General features: G+C 43.4%; 13 protein-coding genes. 10 read left to right on the top strand and 3 right to left on the bottom strand.

Annotation, left to right across the window (positions count from 1 at the left end; translation table 11 throughout):
- The first annotated feature begins 133 nt into the window (after window positions 1-133).
- From cysT to B2866_RS10765, 3 genes are all read left to right on the top strand, one after another.
- Window positions 134-1,015 (top strand): sulfate ABC transporter permease subunit CysT, encoded by an 882-nt coding sequence (gene cysT, locus B2866_RS10775; protein WP_296193989.1) that lies wholly within the window; start codon window positions 134-136, stop codon window positions 1,013-1,015.
- Window positions 1,015-2,016: a sulfate ABC transporter permease subunit CysW gene (gene cysW, locus B2866_RS10770; protein ID WP_296193986.1), complete on the top strand. Its 1,002-nt coding sequence runs from the start codon at window positions 1,015-1,017 to the stop codon at window positions 2,014-2,016. Before cysT ends, cysW begins: the two co-directional genes overlap by 1 nt.
- 69 nt (window positions 2,017-2,085) lie before the next feature.
- Window positions 2,086-2,808 carry a sulfate/molybdate ABC transporter ATP-binding protein gene (locus B2866_RS10765; protein ID WP_313474154.1) on the top strand — a complete coding sequence of 241 codons (723 nt, stop codon included), beginning with the start codon at window positions 2,086-2,088 and terminating at the stop codon, window positions 2,806-2,808.
- A 133-nt stretch (window positions 2,809-2,941) separates the two neighbouring features.
- Here B2866_RS10765 and B2866_RS10760 read toward each other — a convergent pair whose 3' ends face one another.
- Window positions 2,942-3,265, bottom strand: coding sequence for an ArsR/SmtB family transcription factor (locus tag B2866_RS10760; protein ID WP_296193983.1), 324 nt, complete (start codon window positions 3,263-3,265; stop codon window positions 2,942-2,944).
- Window positions 3,266-3,552: 287 nt separating this feature from the next.
- On the opposite strand from B2866_RS10760, the gene B2866_RS10755 reads away from it, so the two are divergent.
- From B2866_RS10755 to bfr (B2866_RS10745), 3 genes are all read left to right on the top strand, one after another.
- A complete protein-coding gene (locus B2866_RS10755; RefSeq protein WP_068405488.1) occupies window positions 3,553-3,744 on the top strand; it encodes a (2Fe-2S)-binding protein in 192 nt (63 codons plus the stop codon).
- A gap of 447 nt (window positions 3,745-4,191) precedes the next feature.
- A complete protein-coding gene (gene bfr, locus B2866_RS10750) occupies window positions 4,192-4,680 on the top strand; it encodes a bacterioferritin (RefSeq protein ID WP_296193978.1) in 489 nt (162 codons plus the stop codon).
- Window positions 4,681-4,758: 78 nt separating this feature from the next.
- Window positions 4,759-5,241, top strand: coding sequence for a bacterioferritin (gene bfr / locus B2866_RS10745; RefSeq protein WP_296193976.1), 483 nt, complete (start codon window positions 4,759-4,761; stop codon window positions 5,239-5,241).
- A 109-nt stretch (window positions 5,242-5,350) separates the two neighbouring features.
- Here the strand turns inward: bfr (B2866_RS10745) and B2866_RS10740 are convergent, their stop codons facing one another.
- Entirely contained in the window at window positions 5,351-6,727 is a 1,377-nt protein-coding gene (locus B2866_RS10740; protein ID WP_296193971.1) for a DHA2 family efflux MFS transporter permease subunit, read from the bottom strand.
- A 353-nt stretch (window positions 6,728-7,080) separates the two neighbouring features.
- On the opposite strand from B2866_RS10740, the gene yghU reads away from it, so the two are divergent.
- From yghU to B2866_RS10720, 4 genes are all read left to right on the top strand, one after another.
- Entirely contained in the window at window positions 7,081-7,968 is an 888-nt protein-coding gene (gene yghU / locus B2866_RS10735; RefSeq protein WP_296193968.1) for a glutathione-dependent disulfide-bond oxidoreductase, read from the top strand.
- A 450-nt stretch (window positions 7,969-8,418) separates the two neighbouring features.
- The gene (locus B2866_RS10730) at window positions 8,419-9,495 is read left to right on the top strand and encodes a DUF1176 domain-containing protein (protein WP_296193966.1); all 1,077 of its coding nucleotides are present in this window, start codon (window positions 8,419-8,421) and stop codon (window positions 9,493-9,495) included.
- A gap of 599 nt (window positions 9,496-10,094) precedes the next feature.
- Window positions 10,095-11,765, top strand: coding sequence for a DEAD/DEAH box helicase (locus tag B2866_RS10725; RefSeq protein ID WP_296193965.1), 1,671 nt, complete (start codon window positions 10,095-10,097; stop codon window positions 11,763-11,765).
- A 242-nt stretch (window positions 11,766-12,007) separates the two neighbouring features.
- Window positions 12,008-13,252, top strand: a complete 1,245-nt coding sequence (locus B2866_RS10720) for a DUF819 domain-containing protein (protein WP_102076430.1) — start codon at window positions 12,008-12,010, stop codon at window positions 13,250-13,252.
- A gap of 61 nt (window positions 13,253-13,313) precedes the next feature.
- Here B2866_RS10720 and B2866_RS10715 read toward each other — a convergent pair whose 3' ends face one another.
- Window positions 13,314-15,671, bottom strand: a complete 2,358-nt coding sequence (locus tag B2866_RS10715) for a WG repeat-containing protein (RefSeq protein WP_296193961.1) — start codon at window positions 15,669-15,671, stop codon at window positions 13,314-13,316.
- Window positions 15,672-15,789: the final 118 nt, after the last annotated feature.

Raw genomic sequence — 15,789 nt, 5'->3', positions numbered from 1 at the left:
AAGCATCTAAAGGACATGGCTACCCACGCTATGTCCTTTATCGCTTACACAGACCCATAATAAATACATCTGATAGCACGTGGTGCTTACAAGCAGCAAATAAGCGCCAGCAGTTAGGCAATAGGACATCACTATGAGTGCAACAACTTCTCCTGCCAGCAAACCCATCAAAAAAGGGTGGCTGACGCGCTTGCGTCAACGTAATGTGCTACCAGGGTTTGGACTGAGCATGGGCATCACCGTCTTTAGCTTATCGTTACTGGTGGTGCTACCGTTTGCCATGATGGCCTATACCACGACGCAAATGGGCTGGACGGGTTTTTGGGAAACCATTACTCAGCCGCAAGTCACCGCTGCTATCAAACTCAGTTTATGGATGTCGTTTTTGGCGATGCTAACCAACATGGTGTTTGGTACGCTGGTCGCTTGGGTGCTGGTGCGCTATGAGTTTTGGGGTAAATCGTTGATTAATGCCTTGGTTGATTTGCCATTCGCACTACCGACAGCGGTTACCGGTATCTCGCTTGCGACCCTTTATGCACCCAATGGTTTAATCGGCCAGTGGTTTGCCAAATTTGACATCCAAGTGGCCTTTACGCCGCTCGGTATTTGGCTCGCTTTAGTGGTCGTCAGCTTCCCGTTTATCGTCCGTGCGGTGCAGCCGGTTTTGGCAGAATTGTCCGTTGAATTTGAAGAAGCAGCGTCGGTATTGGGTGCCAATCGATTTACGACCTTTCGTAAGGTAATTTTACCAGAGCTATTGCCGGCTTTACTGATGGGCGCTGGCATGATGTTTGCCCGTGCCACTGGCGAGTATGGCTCGGTGATTTTTATTGCTGGTAATATTCCGATGCAGTCTGAGATTTTACCCTTAATCATTATTAGTAAGCTTGAGCAGTTTGATGTGCAAGGCGCATCCGCTGTTGCACTCTTTATGCTACTGATTTCATTTGTGATTTTATTGACCATTAATATCGTACAGTGGAAGCTGTCGCGCCGCGTAGGAGCCCGCTAATGCAAATTTCTAATAGCTACGACTACCAAAGCAATCCAGCGACCAAAGACACGCCGTGGATACGCCGTACTTTTATCGGTATCGCCGTACTGTTTATGGTGGCGATGTTGGTGGTGCCACTTTTAGCAGTGTTCTATGAAGCCTTTAAAAACGGCTGGCAGCTGTATATCGCTTCACTGGTTGACCCTGAAGCCTTGCAAGCGATTAAATTAACCTTAATTACGGCGGCGATTGTGTTGCCGATTAATATGGTGATGGGTATTGCAATTGCTTGGCTGGTGACCCGTTATCAGTTTAAAGGTAAGCAGCTGGTGACCACCTTGCTTGATTTACCGTTTTCCGTATCTCCGGTGGTTGCAGGATTGATGTTTGTGCTGCTATTTGGTCTAAACTCTAGCATTGGCGGCTGGCTTGAGAGCATGGGCTTTCAGGTGATTTACGCCGTCCCAGGGATTATTTTAGCGACGTTATTTGTGACCTTTCCGTTTGTGGCGCGTGAGCTCATACCGCTCATGCAGACCCAAGGCGATAGTGAAGAGCAAGCGGCATTAACCTTGGGTGCTAGCGGTTGGCAGACCTTTTGGCATGTGACACTGCCCAATATCAAATGGGCGCTACTGTATGGTTTGATTTTGACCAACGCACGGGCGATGGGCGAGTTTGGCGCAGTCAGCGTGGTCTCCGGTCATATCCGCGGTGAAACCAATACCATGCCACTATTGGTTGAGATTGCTTATAACGATTATAACTTTACCGCCGCCTTTGCTTTATCGAGTTTGCTTGCAGCGTTAGCGCTGGTGACATTGCTAATTCAGCAAGTGATGACCAAGCTGCAAGAGCGCAAATTCGCCAAGTCTGAGCGCTTAGCAACTGCGCCTGAGTTGCCAGTTAGTGCCAATGCTAGTAGTGCTGGCAATGTTAGCAAGGCGTCAAACACTAAAGACGCTAAGAAAGCGTCAGATACGGATGCTACTTTAGCGAAAAGCACAGGCAATCTATAAGCGCTATTTTACAAATCCGTCAGCAAGAAAGCCATCTGCTAAGCCAAAAATATAATAAGAGAACCCATTATGAGTATCGAGATTCGCAACGTTAATAAAAAATTCGGTAACTTTACCGCCTTAGATGATATCAATATCACCGTACCAACGGGCAAGTTGACGACGTTGCTTGGTCCGTCAGGCTGCGGCAAAACCACCTTGCTGCGTATTATTGCGGGTTTAGAATACGCGGACTCTGGGCAGATATTATTTGATGAGCTCGATGTCACCAATACGCCAGTGCAAAAGCGCCATATCGGCTTTATGTTTCAGCACTATGCGTTATTTCGACACAAAAACATTGCCGATAATGTTGGCTTTGGCTTAACCTTGCTACCGAAGAATGAGCGCCCGAGTAAAGCGGATATCAATAAGCGCGTTACTGAATTGCTAGACTTAGTACAGCTGCCGCAAGTTGCCAATGCCTATCCGCATCAGTTGTCAGGTGGTCAGCGTCAGCGTATTGCGCTGGCACGAGCCTTGGCAGTGAAGCCAAAATTGTTATTACTCGATGAGCCGTTTGGCGCGCTAGATGCCAAGGTACGTAAAGAGCTGCGTACTTGGCTAAAGAATATTCACCACGAGCTTGGTATTACGAGCATTATGGTAACCCATGACCAAGAAGAGGCGCGGGCGGTATCGGATGAGATTGTGGTGATGAATCAGGGCCGCGTCGAGCAAGTAGGGACGTCAGAGGAGCTGATTCACCAGCCAGCAAACGCCTTTGTCAGTGATTTTTTAGACCTAGTCTAATTTAGGCTTAAAAGCGTATTTTAAAACAACGCTTAAAAACGAAGATTGAAAATAAAAAAGACCTATCAATGATAGGTCTTTTTTTGCGCTTAATTATTTGTCGTTAGCCTTTCTCAGCTTACTTGTTTGAGCATTAGGCAGGCTTTGGCATATTGACATCTCTGGTCGATATTTGCTTATAGGTGATTTCTAAAATATCTTGGCACCATTCTGGCAAATCATCAGACACCTCGTACCACATCCACGTCCCATCACGAACACAGCTTAAAATACCCAACTTTTTCAAATGATTCAAGTGACGCGAGATGGTCGGCTGCGGTTGATCAAGTATTTCTACCAGTTCGCCAACACAGCGCGATTCTTTGTTAAATAAGATTTGAAAAATCTTTAAGCGCGTTGGGTCAGACAAGACTTTAAATAACTCAAGCGGCTGTATCGTAGAATTATTATTAGACATAGAACAATTCCAATATAGATTTAGTTAATAGGGGGTCAATATAACAGCAGTTAACGGCAAAATCGATTAAAAAATGAGCAAATTTACAGTTCGTCGCCATTTTACTACCTTTGGTACTTTGTGGTTACACCTAAGACTGTATTCAGTTACATGGATAAAGTAAGGGTAATATATCTTTGTAGCAGCGCCTAATATGACGGATAAATGTCGTAAATACTATTGTAAATGGTAATAATTATCGTTATTATAAAGCATAACGAGCTAGACATTCATAGTAGGAGCCGCATATGTACGTATGTATCTGTAACGACGTCAAAGACAAACAAATCAAAGCTGCCATTGCTTCAGGCATTGATACACTAGAGGGATTAAAAGATACCCTTGATGTAGCGACGTGCTGTGGCTGCTGCGAACCTATGGTAAATGATTTCCTTGACGAACATCACGCTAAGCTTGATGCTTTGGCCTACGCTGTTTAACTTTGACCTACGCCGGTTAAATAGCCTCGATTTAAATCTCCAGCTAAAACCCTATTCTCCATATAACGACCGCATCGTTAATACGTCCGACAAAAATTATATTCACTATTGCGCACTTATCCTTTCATTATACGCAAAGGATAAGTGGTGAGCGTCCATATAACTTTACTCATTCACCGACGGCAAACCTTTCTAGCCGTGTCATCAGTTACTTTGCCTATGAGCGATAGCTGGTAGCGCGAGTTAATTACAATTCTCAATTAGCATCTTATTCTTAGTTCATATCGTTACAAGCGTTATGGTTTGTCTATGCTACTATATCTGCCTAACTTTGTAAGACGTTTGATGGGTTTTAATCTTTACTGATTAGTTTACGAATAGTACTTTCTATATATCTATTATTGTGAATGTATTGGTAGACAAATAAAAAATACAGGAGTATAGGTGATGATAGGCAGCCCAAAGGTTATTGATTATTTAAATTTTTTATTAGGTGGTGAGCTTGCGGCTCGTGACCAATATTTTATTCACTCTGAGATGTACGCAGAATGGCATTACGGTAAATTATACGACCGTATCCACCATGAGATGCAGGATGAAACGCAGCACGCCCAAGCGATTATCCGCCGTATTCTAATGTTAAGCGGTACGCCGAAGATGCGCGTTAACGAGATTAACATTGGCTCGACGGTTCCTGAAATGCTGCAATTGGACCTTGATTTAGAATATCAAGTACAGCAGCATCTAAAAGACGGCATCGCGCTTTGTGAAGCAGAGCATGACTATGTGACGCGTGAGATGTTGGTTGAGCAGCTAAAAGACACCGAAGAAGACCACGCTCATTGGTTAGAGCAGCAGCTGCGCCTGATTGACATGATTGGTCTACCCAATTATTTACAAAGTCAGATGGCAGAAGTGTCTCCTGATATTGTTTAGTATTTTATTAACTAAGCACTTTTAACTAGCGTTATTATTAACATTAATAAAATCAGTAAGCAAGACAGGGAGAACCGCATGAAAGGGGATAAAGAAGTTATTCGCGCACTCAATCAAGTGCTCGGTCAGTCATTGATAGCCATCAATCAGTACTTTTTGCACGCCCGTATCGCACGCCATTGGGGTTTAGAGGCATTAAACGAAAATTTCTATAAGCAATCTATTGCAGAGATGAAATGGTCAGATGATCTTATTGCGCGTATTTTATTGTTAGGTGGTCTGCCAAACCTACAAGATTACGGCAAAATGTTCATCGCAGAAGATGTGCCTGAAATGATTGACTGTAACTTGCGCTTAGAAAAGCAGAAATTTTCTATCATAACGGATGCGATTACTTTGTGTGAGAGCAAGCGCGACTATGTCTCGCGTCATTTATTGGTTACCCTAAAAGATGGCAATGAAGAGTATCAAGATTGGCTTGAAACCCAAGAGGGCTTGGTTAAAGACGTTGGCATTGAAAATTATATTCAGTCACAAATGGATGATGACCACACGCCTTAGCATAAAGAACAGAAAAATAAAAAAGAGCTCATACCTGCCAGCACATTCTAAGATAGGTCTTAATTGACGTTTTAGAGTACGCTGGCATTTTTATGTTTAATGCTTTAACTTAATACAAGCCGCGACCATCCTCAGGTTTGAGGCGTAAGAAGTATAAGCCTGAAAGGATGGTTAAAATACCCAGTATCCAATAGGTGGTCTGAAAGGCGACCAAGGTATCAAGCTCAAAGCGTTCCCGCAGCAGATTCAAGACCGCCGCGCCAAAAGCGATACCAAAGCTAATCGCCAATTGCTGATTGACCGCCATTAAGCTGTTACCGCTACTGGTCTGCGCGCCTTCTAAATCACCGATAGTAATGGTATTCATCGCACTAAACTGCATAGAGTTACAGGCACCCATGATCGTTAGGATAGGGATAAACCAAATCCAATTGGCCGCATCATTAAACTGCGCTAAGACAATAATAAGCAGGCCTATCAAAAAGGTATTGGCCACCAACACTTTGCGGTAGCTAAAGCGCTGAATGATTTTACTGACCCAAGGCTTAATACCGATTGCACCAACAGCAATGGGCGCAAGCAGCCAACCAGCTTGCGACGGTGAGTACTCAAATACCACCTGTAGTAATAGCGGCAATAGAAAGGGCACAGCGCTGATACCTAAGCGAGTAAATAAGTTGCCGGTAATACCAATACGAAAGGTGCGAATATTAAATAAACTCAGCGGAAACAGGGGCGCTGCACGGCGTTTGGCATGCCACACATAAGCGCCTATCAAGATACTGGCGCCCAATGCGAGCAGCAGACCGTAAAACCCGCGACCTGTCTGTGAGCCAAACTCGACAGCAAGGGTAAAACCGCAAGCAGCGGCGGCAAATAAAGCAAAACCCGTCCAGTCTAAACGCTTGGTATCTTCAAATAATGCCGGCACCAGTTTTTTACCCATGATAAAACCAAATATACCCATCGGGATATTGATGAGAAATATCCAATGCCAACTGGTATATTGCACGATATAACCGCCCAACACCGGTCCGACTAAGGGCGCGATTAACGCCGGTATCACCGCAAAGTTCATCACGGTTAACAGCTTGTTGCGCGGATAAGACTTGACCAATATTAAACGCGCAACCGGGGTCATCATCGCACCGCCAATACCTTGTATGACGCGCGAACCAATCAATAAATTCAGCGTTGGGGAAGCAGCGCATAACAGCGAGCCAATACAAAAGATAATAACAGCGTATAAAAATACCCGCCGCGTGCCATATTTATCAGCCAAAAAGCCACTGATAGGTATAAAAATCGCCAAGGTTAGCGCGTAGCTGATGACCGCCCACTGCATTTTTAATGGTGACTCGCCAAGTGCTTGCGCCATTTGCGGCAAAGAGGTGTTTAAGATGGTGGCATCTAAAATTTGCATAAATAGCGCCACCGCTAAGACATAAGGTAGGTATTTATCTTGCGTTGGAGTTAGGGTTACCATATTGACATCACCATATCTTTTGACCACGCTGGTTAAGCGGGTCTCTAAAAAGCCGTTAAGTTGGGGTAGTATAAAAACAACCGACTATGAGTTAAAGAGTAGCAAAGTAACGGTATGCACGCAGTTATTAGAAGTTTGCCCTCAAACGCTTTGCTATTCCTGCTCGTTACTTTTAAAAATAGGTTACAAGACAGGGCTTTAACTGAAGATTTGCTATAGTAGAATTGTCATATATGATGAGGCGGGGCTGCTGCAAATTTTCTTGGCTGGCTATGCTTACGGCGATAGATGCTGCAAAAATCATATCAATTCTACTGGCTCTCTTTTATAGAACAATAAAAATAGGAAGTATTATGAGTAGTGATAATAACCAATCAAGCAATATCCAAAACGACATTCAAAACAACCATACCAATGCCTATACGCCACCTAAGATATGGAAAAATGACACCGAAAATGGTGGTAAGTTCGCCAGTATCAATCGCCCAACGGCTGGCGCGCGCCATGAGCAAAAACTGCCCGTTGGCGAGGCACCTTTACAACTGTATTCACTAAATACCCCGAATGGCGTCAAAGTAAATATCCTGTTAGAAGAGCTGGCTGAGCTCAATATTAAAGGCGCTGAGTATGACGCCTATCAAATTGACATCTCTGCGGGCGATCAGTTTGGCTCAGGGTTTGTCGCGATTGACCCCAACTCAAAAATCCCTGCACTGGTTGATTATTCTGACACTCTAGATGATAAGGATGCAGGCAAGCCTATCGCGCTTTTTGAGTCGGGTGCTATCTTATTATATTTAGCCGAGAAATTTGGCAAGTTTGTACCGTCTGCTAATGGCTCGCAAAATAAAGCGCGCGCAGATTGTCTGTCTTGGCTGATGTGGCAGATGGGTAGTGCGCCGTTTTTAGGTGGCGGTTTTGGGCATTTCTACGCCTATGCGCCCGAACCGCTAGAGTATCCTATCAATCGCTATACGATGGAGACCAAACGCCAGCTTGATGTACTAGATAAGCACCTCAAAGACCACGAGTATATGTGCGGTAATGATGAGGCGGACTATAATATCGCTGATATGATTATCTGGGCGTGGTACGGTCAGCTGGTGCTGGGCAAGCTTTATGATGCGGCAGAATTTTTACAAGTAGATGATTACAAAAACGTCAAACGTTGGGCACAAAAAATCGCCGACCGTCCAGCGGTAAAACGCGCCGTAGAGTTAGAATTAAAGCCTATTGTTTAAAGGTTTAACTTTATCAGTTTATATTTAAATAGTCGTAGCAAAACATAAGTTTTCATAAAAAGGTTAATAAGCCATTGCTTGTTAACCTTTTACTTTTATAATATTCGTTATTCCAAATATATCTATCGATATATCGCTTTTTGACTATACTTTCGTCTTTACATAATGGTACATTAGTATAACAGATAGAAACATTAGTACGTTAAGATAGCAGCCACCGCCTTCTTGGGTAGGTGTTGATATTTCTTCTATTAATGAGTAATGACTATGAAGAAGAATAATAAGAACAAGCTTATATCGCGACCTTTATTGAACGAGGCGGCCTTTGTGTCCTCACAGGCTGCTTGCCAACGCCAAAGCGCATGTAGTCTTCTAACAGCCAACGCTCAGAGCAAAAACAACGCTTATAGAAAAAACATTCCGATAAAAATAAAGAAGTTGCCCTTATTCATGACAAAAAAAATGATATTACCGCTATTTGCTGCCATTAGCGCCGCTTTATTGAGTTCAGTGACGCAGGCTGCCACGCCTGTGAGCTTTGACAATCAAGATTGGGAAGTCGCATGCGATAATACTCGTACTTGCCGGCTGGCAGGTTACCAAGCAGAAAACAACAGCGATTTACCTGTCTCTGTCTTGTTAATACGCCGTGCAGGTGCCAATGCCATAGTCGAGGGCAAGGTCAAACTTGGTGGCGCTAAAGAAAGCTCTGCTAAGGCGTTGATGCAGCTCGGTAATCGTCATCGTATCTCTTTATTTATTAACGATAGAGATTATGGGGAAACTAAACCTTACTCGGTAGCCGCAGGTCATGCCGAGCTGACCTCGGCACAAGTGAGCGCGCTACTTGACGCATTAACCAAATCGAGCAAGATTGAGCTGGTGATTCGCAACACGCGCTGGCAGTTATCGGATAAAGGGGCGAGTGCCGTTATGCTCAAAGCCGACGAGGCTCAAGGCCGAGTAGGGACAGCAAGCGCCTTTATCAGCAATAACGCCAGTAAATCCAATAGCAGTGTCTTGACCCCGCAAGCAGCTCCTTCACTGCGACTGGTCACTCCTAATCCCAACGCCATCTCTAGTAGCAAGAAAAAATTTGCCATGCGCTCGTCGCAGTTGGCAGAAATGATGAAACCCACTATGAAGGATGTAAGCACTGAATGTCCAAACTTGGCGGATAAATCACCGTGGCGCGTCAGCCGTCTAAATAACAAGCAGCTCCTCGCGGAGCATGATTGCTGGACGGGCGCTTATAATATGGGTACAGGCGTTTGGGTACTCAATGACACTAAGCCGTATAAACCGAGCTTGGTGACCACCAGTGCCACCGATTATAGCAATGGCAAACTAACCTCAGTACAAAAAGGCCGCGGGCTAGGTGACTGCTTATCTAAAAGTGAGTGGGTCTGGACAGGCAGAGCATTTGAGAAAAGCCATGAAAGCACCACAGGTATGTGCCGACTGATAGAGGCGGGCGGTGCTTGGCAATTGCCAACCTATGTGACGGAAGTAAAAGTGTCGCGCTAATCATTAAATTTTTTTAGAGCTTTAGCTTACTTAAAGGCTTGGTTTAATATCAGTTTTTAAGTATGTATTTGTGCTTATACTGAATCTTTTACTAATAAACAGAAAAATAGCTACAGCTTAGCGTTTTGTTGTGCTATAATGCGTCGCCACGTTAGCATAGACTAGCGTGAATTATGAGATTGATAACATCGCCTGCGATTTTGGGTCTAGGATGACCATAAGTAATTGTTGCCGATGATTTTGTGTACTTAAATAACCCTTCATATACATAGTGAAAAACACGTTATTTTTGACTCATATCTTATCTACTGACCCCTATATCGGTTAGATTGGTTGTTGTCAGCCTTTATCTGCTTTGGACAAAGCATAGATAATGCGCTTTTAGCAAACAAGGATGAGACACTCGGCACTACCACCAAAATACGTCAGACAGCACGAACGCCTTTATAATATTGACAAGCTCTATCAGCTTGGCTTTTGATTGTTAAGCCTTTTTAAGGTGAGATAATTATTTTATAAATGCAGCGTGGTGAACGGTTATCAGTGGTATGCATCAAGCTTGCTGAATTTACAGCAGCTTATACTTACCAAGGATTACTATGACTGACATCTTATCTGCTATCGCCGCTGAAAACGGCATCATCGACAGCACTGATACCCCAAACACAACTGCAAATACCGATACTAATAATCAAGCGGCTACTACTGACGCTGCTGAAGAAAACAAAATCACTTTTAGCGATCTTAATATCGCCAAGCCAATTTTGACCGCGCTTGATCGTAGTGGTTATACCCATCCAACACCTATTCAAGAACAAGCCATTCCTTTTGCTCTAGCGGGTCGCGACTTATTATTGTCAGCACAAACCGGTAGTGGTAAAACAGCGGCATTCGTTATCCCAGTACTTGATCGTTTAAGCCGTGCCACTAGCTTTGACAAATTAACCAAAGCCCTTATCTTAACGCCAACGCGTGAACTTGCTCAGCAAGTACATGACAGTGTGCGCACCTATTCGAAAGATATGCGCGGTTTGTTCTGTGTGCCATTAGTCGGCGGCGCACCTTATAACGGTCAGATTACTGCTTTGAAAAAGGGCGTTCAAGTGATTGTTGCGACGCCTGGTCGTTTACTTGACCATATCAAAGCAGGTCGCGTTGATTTATCAAATCTTGAAGTATTGGTACTTGACGAAGCTGACCGTATGCTAGACATGGGTTTTGCCGATGATATCAACGATATCTTGAAAGCGGCGCCTGATAACCGTCAAACGATTATGTGTTCAGCGACTTGGGATGGTCCTGTCGGCAAGATTGCTGCCAGCTTCACCAAAAATCCTGAGCGCGTTTCAATCAAAGTTGAATCGGCTCACATCGAAGAAAAAGTATATTACTGTGATGATTTTGATCACAAAAACCGTTTGCTTGATAAAATCGTTTGTGACAAAGATATGGAACAAATCATCATCTTTGCAGCAACCAAACGTAGTACGGAAAAATTGGCCAAACAGCTGCAAGAAGCGGGTCATAAAGCCAGTTTCTTACATGGCGATTTACCGCAAAGCAAGCGTAACCGTATCGTACAAGACTTACGTAATGGCAAATGCAAAATCTTAGTAGCGACTGACGTTGCTGCTCGCGGTCTCGACGTTCCAGCGATTTCACACGTCATTAACTATGACTTGCCACGTCAAACTGAAGATTATGTGCACCGTATCGGTCGTTGTGGCCGTGCTGGTCGTACTGGTATTGCTATCAGCCTATGTAGCATGGATGATCGTCCACAGCTAAACGCTATTAACCGTTACTTAGATCGCAAAATGGAAGTCTGTGTCATCGAAGGCATGGAGCCTAAGAAGACTTATGTACCGAGCGAAAACAAAGGTAATGGTCGTGGCCGTGGTCGCGGACGTTCAAGTGGCGGCGGTAACGGTCAAGGCCGTGGTCGTTCAGCTGGCGGTTATGCAGGTCGCTCAAACGGCGGCGGTAATGGTCAAAGCCGTGGTCGTTCAAGCGACAGCGCGCCGATTGGTCAACGTGCCAGTAATGACAGTGGTTACCAAGGCAAGCCAAGTGAGCGCTCAGGTGGCAAACCATATCAAGGCAAACGCACAGGCGCTCCTAGCCGTGGTGACGGCACCAGCGCACCACGTGGCGATCGCGCTGCAACCGGTCGCGGTCGTCCAAGTGGCAGCCAAGGTCGCCCAGCGAATCGCTCTGATAGCCGTGGCCAAGGTCGTCCAACAGGCGGCAACCGTGGTAGAAACTCGTAATAACGTTATAATCAACGGTTAATAATGGCTTAAATAAATGCCATTATTGGCCATATAACATATAGCGTCATATTAAAAAGCCAGATACCTGTTATCTGGCTTTTTTGTGGCATATGGTTTTATAGTAAGGCTTATTTATTTCAATAATAAAAAATCAACAATGCTATATCGTTGCTTGCGCGTCTTTTTCGCCTTGTCTATACTGACAGGCTTTTATTCATCGTGTGCTGCGGAGCCATCTGATGCCCGATATTTCTCATTTAGCCATTGATAATTTGCCATTAGCCTTTGGCATTATTATGGCCATTATTGGTTTGGTGTTTTATACCCAAGGGCTGCCTGGTAAGTTTTGGCGCCGCTTTTATGCCGTACTGCCGGGTATTGTGCTGTGCTGCTTTATTCCCGCCACCCTAAACAGCTTGGGTGTCTTTGCCGATGGTATTGGTTCACAGATTTATGGCTTTACCGCCACTTATCTGTTGCCAGCCAGTTTGCTACTGATGACGTTGTCGATGGATGTGCCAAAAATCTTAGGTTTAGGCTGGAAAGCGATTGCCATGTTTTTTGCGGCCAGTGTTGCCATTGTTATTAGTGGGCCGATTAGTTTAGGTATTGCCAAATGGATTTCGCCTGAGATGTTTACCGACGATACCTTATGGCGTGGGTTTTCAGCGGTCGCGGGTAGCTGGATTGGCGGGGCGGCAAACCAAGCGGCGATGAAAGAGCTGTTCGGCGTCAGTGATGATTTATTTGGCATGATGATTTTGGTCGATACCACCAATGCTTCATTATGGCTATTGGCGATTTTGGTCATGGCCAAACACAGCGCGAAGATAGATAAGTTTTTACGGGCGGATAGCAGTAGTATTGATAAAGTGATTGCCGCGGTGGAAAGCTATGAGCGTGACCATGCGCGTCCTGCCACTATCAATGATTTGATGGTGATGTTTGGCTTATGTTTTGCCATGGTCGGGGTAGCGCATTTCGTAGGCGGGCAAATAGCAGGCTTCTTTGCGCCTTACAGCTGGGCAGTACAATATAGCTTTGCCAGCTCATTCTTTTGGATGGTGGTGATTATTACTTTAATAGGGGTGGTGTTCTCTTTTACTAAAATACGCCGTCTTGACCATGTGGGCGCCTCCAAAATCGGGACGGTCTTTATCTTTGTACTGATTGCCGCTATTGGTATGCAAATCAATCTAGCGGGCATTGTCTCGCAGTGGCGCTTACTGCTCATTGGTCTACTATGGATGAGTATTCACGTGGTGATTGTTTTTGCGGTTGCTAGGATGATTCGTGCGCCGTTTTTCTTTTTGGCAGTTGGTTCTAATGCCAATACCGGCGGCGCGTCATCAGCACCGATTGTCGCCACGGCATTTCACCCATCACTGGCGCCAGTTGGCGTATTCTTGGGTATTTTAGGCTATGCAGTGGGTACTTTTGGCGGTTATATCAGTACGCAGATGATGCGGTTGGTGGTGGGGTAAAATTTAGCTGTATGAGTAATAATAAACAAGGCGTTCAATGATGAGCGCCTTGTTGCATTTTTTATTCTTTATACCATTCATTGGTATCTATAAACGCCTGCAAACTTTGGGTTTTAATGAAGTTCAGCTTCTTATCGTAAGTTTCCACTATGTTTTTATGGCTGTTGATGGCATACAGCCTGCCTTCAGGATCATAAAGATTCGTTCTAACATCATAGTATTTCATATCAAGTACCACTTTACCTGATAAATTCATTAAACCTAAATTATTGGCTTCACCAACGGTCTCGCTGTCAGCGCTTTTATCTTTAACGACTGCTAAATAAGCGGGGTAAATAAGAGATTGTATATAATCATATGCTATTGGTGCTACAACGCTGCCGTTATGAGAAAAAATACCGTGTTTGCCATTTTTTCCTACGATGTATAGCAGTAGAGGGGCTTTGTTCTCACCCCATACAGCCTCATAGTTATTTGATAGCCCTTGTAGTTCTAAAGAATCATAAACGGCCGGTATGATGGTTTTACCCTTGTAGTCAATCACCCCGTATTTATCGTCGTTTGTTTTTACGATGATATTGTTTTCATTATTTGATCGCTCAATTGCAGCATATTGTGACAAATCACTAACCAGTACTTTGCCTGACGTATCTATTAATACTTTTTTGCCATTTAATTGGGCAAGGATGCTGTCGTTATAGATACGCTCATACATATCCTCATATATAGGCTGAATAAGTACCTTCTTTTCTTTGACGCTGAATAAGCCGTATTTGCCGTCTTTTTCAATCACACTCATATTGTCTAAGTAATCAAGTTTATTATCCACAAATCGATAGTCAGAAAATGGCGTTATGATACTGCCAAATTCATTAGTGAGTTGTTGCTGATTGCCTTTGGTAAAGACAATACCGATATTATCCTCGGTTCCATGTGAGTCGCTAAGTGGGGTAATATCATCATAAATAAGTGCTTTTACTGTCTCATTATTATCTGTCAGTAAGCCATACTTATTGTCTTTTTTTACCTTTATAAACCTATTGAAATAGCTGAGTTCATCGTAAATGATGGGTATCAATACCTTGTTGTTGCTATCAACCAAACCAAACTTATGATTTATTTGAGCAATATATGAGCTATTAGATGGGTTGTATAGGGTTGCTCCAAGCGTATTATCCGCTTCTTCAGTAGCTTCTTCAGCGCTTGTAGCCTCATAAATGACTTCCTCTTCAGTACTGGCGTCCTCCTCATTTTTTAATAATTGACTCTCTATTTCATGCAAAGTGTAAGTACTGTCTTCATTTAGCTCAAGGCCATCATAGAATTCACTGACCTTAAGTTTGCTATCAGCGCCCTTAGTAACAATACCTATTTTTTGATTGTAGGCGGCCAAGATAGGAGCGTTATATTGGCTATACTGACTGTATAAATAGTCAAAGCTCGCTGGTAGTACGATGGCCCCACTATTATTAATGATGCCGTACTGACCAGATTTTTTATACTCATATAAATGGCTGTTTAGCAGTCTAATACTGGCGTCAGATTTTATTAGCGGTACACCTTTACCGTTTATTAGGTTTTCGGAAATAACGGTCTCTCTATTCAAATGACCAATATTGCCAGTGCCTTTAGGAACGTAGGACTTAACACTGAATATCTGCTTATCTTCATTAAAGTTTTCGATATCTATATTTTTGGTAAAGGGTACGACGACTTTTTGATACTGATCGATTAAACCAACTTTGTCCCCTAATTTTGCCTTCATAAACAGACGTTCATTAGGGCAGGTGTCTAGCAACTCTAACTGGTCATACACAGGGGTAATCAAAGTCTGTTTTTTATCATTGATTAAACCGTATTTACCATCTTTTGAAATCATAAAGTAGGTAACGTTATTAGTTTTATCCGCATACAGATAATTAGTTTGGATATCTTTATCGAATACTTTGCTGGCAGGATAAAGCCAATCACCTGCGCCATTGGCTATTGCGGTGGCTTCTTTACTACCAAAATACTTGGTTAGATGATAAAAATTATTGTCTAAAACCTCAATAGCACCATATTTGAAGTCTAAAACCATTTTTCCAGTTGCATCAATAGCGCCAAAGTAGCCATGACGTTTGGCGACAATACGCCCATCTTCATAGGCTTTGATGTCATATAACTTGTCTTGAACGACAGCACCTTTATCATCGATAAGCTGATAATAAGCATTGTTGGCTGTTAATGTTAGCTTATGAGGGTGGGCGTTGTTTAGCTCATCAATTTCAATGGAATACAATTTACCTTGATCACAACTACAAGTGTCGGCGTGGGCGCTTTGTGTCGTTGTTATCGAAACGATGGTAAGTGATGCTAACGCTAACGAGATAGCTAAGCTTAATTGACGTACCTTAGTTGCAAGTGATTTGGCGTTCATAGTGGTTCTTGGTATATTTAATCAAATTTTGTTGGTAGTAGGAGTTGAAATTTACCCTATATATAGATTCATTGGCAATAGCTTTGTTTGCTTAATAGGAGATAAACAAACTTTTTAT

The organism is Psychrobacter sp. UBA3483 (assembly GCF_002377905.1).
Classification (GTDB): domain Bacteria; phylum Pseudomonadota; class Gammaproteobacteria; order Pseudomonadales; family Moraxellaceae; genus Psychrobacter.
Note: the sequence above shows the minus strand (reverse complement) of the source record. Positions and strands in the feature narration are given on the sequence as shown.

What these genes read in the sequence shown, in the direction of transcription:
- cysT (WP_296193989.1), top strand. Translation starts at nt 134, where the DNA reads ATGAGTGCAACAACTTCTCCTGCCAGCAAACCCATCAAAAAAGGGTGG.
- cysW (WP_296193986.1), top strand. Translation starts at nt 1,015, where the DNA reads ATGCAAATTTCTAATAGCTACGACTACCAAAGCAATCCAGCGACCAAA.
- B2866_RS10765 (WP_313474154.1), top strand. Translation starts at nt 2,086, where the DNA reads ATGAGTATCGAGATTCGCAACGTTAATAAAAAATTCGGTAACTTTACC.
- B2866_RS10760 (WP_296193983.1), bottom strand. Translation starts at nt 3,265, where the DNA reads ATGTCTAATAATAATTCTACGATACAGCCGCTTGAGTTATTTAAAGTC.
- B2866_RS10755 (WP_068405488.1), top strand. Translation starts at nt 3,553, where the DNA reads ATGTACGTATGTATCTGTAACGACGTCAAAGACAAACAAATCAAAGCT.
- bfr (WP_296193978.1), top strand. Translation starts at nt 4,192, where the DNA reads ATGATAGGCAGCCCAAAGGTTATTGATTATTTAAATTTTTTATTAGGT.
- bfr (WP_296193976.1), top strand. Translation starts at nt 4,759, where the DNA reads ATGAAAGGGGATAAAGAAGTTATTCGCGCACTCAATCAAGTGCTCGGT.
- B2866_RS10740 (WP_296193971.1), bottom strand. Translation starts at nt 6,727, where the DNA reads ATGGTAACCCTAACTCCAACGCAAGATAAATACCTACCTTATGTCTTA.
- yghU (WP_296193968.1), top strand. Translation starts at nt 7,081, where the DNA reads ATGAGTAGTGATAATAACCAATCAAGCAATATCCAAAACGACATTCAA.
- B2866_RS10730 (WP_296193966.1), top strand. Translation starts at nt 8,419, where the DNA reads ATGACAAAAAAAATGATATTACCGCTATTTGCTGCCATTAGCGCCGCT.
- B2866_RS10725 (WP_296193965.1), top strand. Translation starts at nt 10,095, where the DNA reads ATGACTGACATCTTATCTGCTATCGCCGCTGAAAACGGCATCATCGAC.
- B2866_RS10720 (WP_102076430.1), top strand. Translation starts at nt 12,008, where the DNA reads ATGCCCGATATTTCTCATTTAGCCATTGATAATTTGCCATTAGCCTTT.
- B2866_RS10715 (WP_296193961.1), bottom strand. Translation starts at nt 15,671, where the DNA reads ATGAACGCCAAATCACTTGCAACTAAGGTACGTCAATTAAGCTTAGCT.